At 61.8% G+C, this 4,467-nt stretch carries 5 protein-coding genes; all 5 read left to right on the top strand.

Features of this window, described 5'->3' with window-relative positions; all coding sequences use genetic code 11:
- The coding region (locus PLL20_21705; protein ID HPD32614.1) for a hypothetical protein at positions 1 to 814 on the top strand (814 nt) is incomplete at its 5' end.
- A gap of 81 nt (positions 815 to 895) precedes the next feature.
- Positions 896 to 1,768 carry a hypothetical protein gene (locus PLL20_21700; protein ID HPD32613.1) on the top strand — a complete coding sequence of 291 codons (873 nt, stop codon included), beginning with the start codon at positions 896 to 898 and terminating at the stop codon, positions 1,766 to 1,768.
- 112 nt (positions 1,769 to 1,880) lie between these two features.
- Positions 1,881 to 2,471 (top strand): hypothetical protein, encoded by a 591-nt coding sequence (locus PLL20_21695; GenBank protein ID HPD32612.1) that lies wholly within the window; start codon positions 1,881 to 1,883, stop codon positions 2,469 to 2,471.
- 63 nt (positions 2,472 to 2,534) lie between these two features.
- Positions 2,535 to 3,593 carry a Gfo/Idh/MocA family oxidoreductase gene (locus PLL20_21690; GenBank protein ID HPD32611.1) on the top strand — a complete coding sequence of 353 codons (1,059 nt, stop codon included), beginning with the start codon at positions 2,535 to 2,537 and terminating at the stop codon, positions 3,591 to 3,593.
- Between the two features lie 166 nt (positions 3,594 to 3,759).
- Positions 3,760 to 4,467: sugar phosphate isomerase/epimerase family protein (locus tag PLL20_21685; protein ID HPD32610.1), on the top strand; the 708-nt coding region annotated here is incomplete at its 3' end.

The raw sequence follows: 4,467 nt of genomic DNA, 5'->3' as shown, positions 1-4,467 counted from the left end.
CGGGCTGGAGCGGCTGGAGCGTCACGTCACGCAGGAGCCGGGGCAGAAGACCGGTATTCGCGTTGAGCTGGACGTGCCGCCCGACATGGATTGGGTGGATAAAGAGGGCTGGCGCCCGCGGATTCTCTCATCGGTCCGCGTGCCCCAAGAACCCCTCGGCGCCGACGAATCGCTGCTCCAGAATATCGCCCGTCAGTTGCTCGATAGCGGCTGGGTGTCGCAAGTGCGACGGGTCGTGTACACGCCGGATGGTACCATCCGAATCACTTGTGATTGCCGGCGCCCCATCGCGATGCTGTTGACGGAACAACCGGGCAATGGCCGGCCGATCTACGTGCCCGTTGACAAGCATGGCTACCGTCTGCCCGAGACATATGTCGACATCAGTGGCTGCGGAGCCTGGATCCAGATCCTGGGCGTCAAAGCCAAGCCGCCCGAAGTGGGCCGGCCGTTTGAAGCCGACGATGCCAAGGCGGGGATCAAGCTCGCCGCACTGATCTTCCAGCAGAGTTTCCACAGCCAGGTCGCGGCGGTGGACGTCACCAACCACCGGGGTCGGGTGAACAAGGCAAAGAGCCATATTCTGATCCATCCGAGGGCAAAGAAGAGTGAAGCGTTCCATTGGGGTTCGGCAATCGGCGAGGAAATCGAGGAGCCATCGGCCTCTGAGAAGTTGAGAATGCTGGCCAAGTGCTTCGCTCCCGGTTCTCCGCAGGCATCGATCGACCTGAGCGTGTACTCGAATGCCGGCATCGAACGTGCGCCAGATACCACGCCGAAGGCCGACGCCCTGGCCAGCCGCCGCAAGCAATAGCCGACTGGCCCGCAAGAAGCCAAGGGCATCGAAACAATAGCGGCCCGGGCCGGGTCGCAGGGGCGGGCCGAGGTGTGCCGAATGACGGGTCTCAGAGAAATCTTCAACCTTCTCGCCGACTGGGCGGCGAAAGGCGGGGTTGATGCGTCCCTGCCAAGCTGGTGGCCGAACCCACCGACCCTCATCGCCGTCCTGCTCGTCCTCGGAGTCATCTTGGCCTTCTGGGGCAGCCGTCTGCTTCGGCTGATCTACGTCCTGGCGTTCATTGTTGCCGGCGGCTTCCTCGGGGTGACCGTGGCCAGAAAAACAAATGTTGACCTGCTGATCGGCTTGGTCATTGGTGCCGGTCTCATCGGCCTGATCGGGCATCTGCTGTTTCGCTGGTGGGTGGGCGTGACTGCCGCCTGCTGCGCGGCCCTGCTGGTGTTAACCGTGGCGGCAAACCAGAACGCAGAGAACCTTATCTCGGCCCTGACGGAGTATCACCAGCAGCAGAAGGTACTGATTGTGCCACCACCCCCGCCGGAAACATCAGCCGGGCCCGAAAGCCGACCCAGTCCAACACTCATGATAGGCCAGGTCGCATGGGCCCTGAAAGCATATGTCGTGGATGCGTTTTCCTATTTCCGTCAGACGCGGCAAAACGTCGTGGCCAAGGTGGTCATCGTGGCGGTGCTGGCCTGGATCACAGGCCTTGGGATGGGCTTGGCATTGCCGCGGTTCACAACCATTCTGGGAACCGCCTGCATCGGCGTGGCCATGATCTCGCTGGGCCTCGGCATGCTGCTGGCAACCTACTCGCCGGAGACCCTGAACTCGGTAATGAGTAAGGACAAATATGTGGCCGCCGGCCTGGGTATTGTGCTACTGGTTTCGATGATCGTCCAGGCCCGACACCGTCGGCCGGTCGCGCAACCGTCCGCCTGTCCTGTCCCGCCGCCCAAGGCTGCCTGACCCGTGACCGTCACGCGTCAGGACCGGTCAGGTCGCCCTGAGGCCCGGATAGATTGTGAAGGGTGATGACATGTTGACTTCATTTCCGTCAACCGTGAGGGAAACAGTGCTTATGTGCGAGCGCCAGGAGGTGGCCGTTGGGATTCTGTTGCTCGGCGCCGGATTGGTTTTCGTAATCCTGGGTGTGAAACTGTATAAGGCACTGGTGCCGATCAGCTTTGCGGCGGTAGGCCTTGTGATCGGCATTCACGTGCCGGTGTCGGGAGAAATCGCCCAATGGGCCTGCGGAATCGCGCTGGCGGCCGTCCTGGGCATCGGCAGCTCCTACGTCGACAAGCTGGCCGTCGCGTTGCTGGCGGGCGGATGGACGGGCGTCTTTGCTGCCTCCCTGGCGGTCACGTTCGGTATACAACAGTCGCTCTCCCTCGCCATCGGCGCGGTGTTTCTGTTTGCCGTCGCCTCTCTTGCGCTGCCGCTTTATCGACAGGTGATCGCCTACGTGACCAGCCTGCAGGGCGCGATGCTGACCATCGGCGGTCTGATCGCCGTCTTGCACGCCTTTCCGAAATTCTGGGCAGGGATGCGCGGCATCGTGGCTGAAAGCAGCTACGTCGCCCCGTTTTTCGTTGTCTCGCTTACCATAATGGGCTACTATCTCCAGTCGGCCGAGACCCGGCAGATAGAAAGCGGAATGTCGGGTTGATCGCTCGATCCCCCGGCGGGCGAAAGGCCAACGTTCTGATTTCCGTTCGAGAGGAGAGCAGTAGTGACTCGCAAGAGTAGCCCTTTACCCGGCAAACGAATCCGCAACCGAATCAAACGTTCGCCTCGGCGGCTCCGGCTCGCCCTTGTCGGTTGCGGCGGAATGGGACAACATCACGCCCGAAGTCTCCTCGGCATATCCGAGGTCCAAGTCGTCGCTTTGTGTGACATCATCAAGAGCAGATGCCTCTCCTTCTGCAAGCAGTTCTTCGGCCCCAAGGGCTTCAAGCCCTCGGTATACACCGATTTCTACAAGATGATTGCCCGTGAATCCCTGGATGCGGTCCTCCTGGTTACGCCCCATGCCTTGCATTACCCGCACGCCAAGGCGGCCTTGCAGAAGGGTATCCACGTTCTCAGCGAGAAACCCATGGTAACCGACGCCGCCCAGGCCCGCGAACTGGTCGCCCTCGCCGAATCCAGGCAACGCTTGCTGGCGATCGCCTTTCAGGCCCCAGTCAGCGCAGAGTTCGCCTACATCGCTGAGTTGATCCGCAGCGGCACCCTCGGGCGAATCGAACTGGTCGACGCGCATGTCGCCCAGCGGTGGAAGACGTTCACCAAAGGGACCTGGCGGCAGGACCCCAAACTCTCCGGCGGTGGACAACTCTATGACAGCGGCGCACACATGTTCAACGCGATGATGTGGCTGGTCAACTCGCCGGTCAAGCGCGTCTTCGCCATGGCCGACCGCTGCGGCACCAAGGTCGACATCAATGGTACAGTCTCCCTGGTCTTCGAAAACGGCTGCCTTGGCAGCGTCGCCTGTTCCGGCAACGCCACTGTCCCGGGCGACACCGGAGTGACGCTGTTCGCCACCGAAGGCACCATTAAGACCGGCATCTGGGGCGAAAAACTCGAGCATTTCGACAAGGCTGGCAACAAGATCCTCTATCCCTATGTCCCATACAAGACAGTGCCGCCGGAGCGGAACTTCGTGGATGCGATCCTGGGTCGTGACACCTTGCGTTGCCCGGGTCGTTATGGCATCCTGCTGGCGGAATTGATGGATGCGATCTACGAAAGCATCAAGACCGGCCACCCGGTCGACGTGCGGCATTAAGGAGGCATCTAGGCTTTTAGACTTCTAGACTCTTAGGTGCCCGGCGATCTTGCTGTCAGGGCGGGCAGGTGGGTTTGTTCCGCCAGTCTCTTCCTGCGAAAACCTAAACGTCTAATAGTCTAGAGGTCTAGAGGACCAACAGCCTTCTCGATCGGAGGTCTTTTCCGTGCGAGGTCCTGAAGTTGGGGTTGTGCTGGACAGTCTCGGCCAACCGGTCAAGGAGTCGCTCCGGTTGGCGTCGCGACTCGGCCTGCGTCGCATCGAAATCCCCGCCGTTACCGGCGAAGTCAGTCCCGAATCGCTCTCGCAGACCGGCCGTCGCCACCTGCAACGATACGTGGCCGGGCTGGGGCTGCAATTGTCCGCCCTGGGCGGCGATCTGGGCGGTTCCAGGTTCGGCGATAGCAGCGCGATTGAGGAGCGTCTGGACCGCACCCGACGCATCATCGAGATGGCTGCCGATCTTCGCGTTCCGGTATTGACCACCCACCTGGGCCGCTTCGACAGCAACGCGCTTCGCCGGGGTGATCTGACCGGCGTCGTGCGCGAACTGGCTGACATGGCCGACCGTACCGGTACGTTCGTGGCCTTCGAGACCGGCGGCACCGACCCCTCTGAAATGGCCTCCCTGCTCAAACAAATCGACTGCGAATGGCTCGGCGTGTGTTACGATCCGGCCTCGCTGCTGATCGACGGCTACGATCCCATCACAAGCGTCGAACCGACGGCCGGAAAGATCCTTATCGCCCGCGCCCGCGATGCCGTCAGTGGCAACGAGCGACGCCCCGGCCACGAAACCCCGCTCGGCCACGGCGAAGTCGACTGGGCTCGCTACCTGGCCTTTCTCGAACAGAGCGGCTACAACAACGCCGCC

The organism is Phycisphaerae bacterium, from assembly GCA_035384605.1.
Taxonomy (GTDB): domain Bacteria; phylum Planctomycetota; class Phycisphaerae; order UBA1845; family PWPN01; genus JAUCQB01.
The sequence above is the reverse complement of the archived record's forward strand: the minus strand, read 5'-3'. Positions and strand labels throughout refer to the sequence as shown.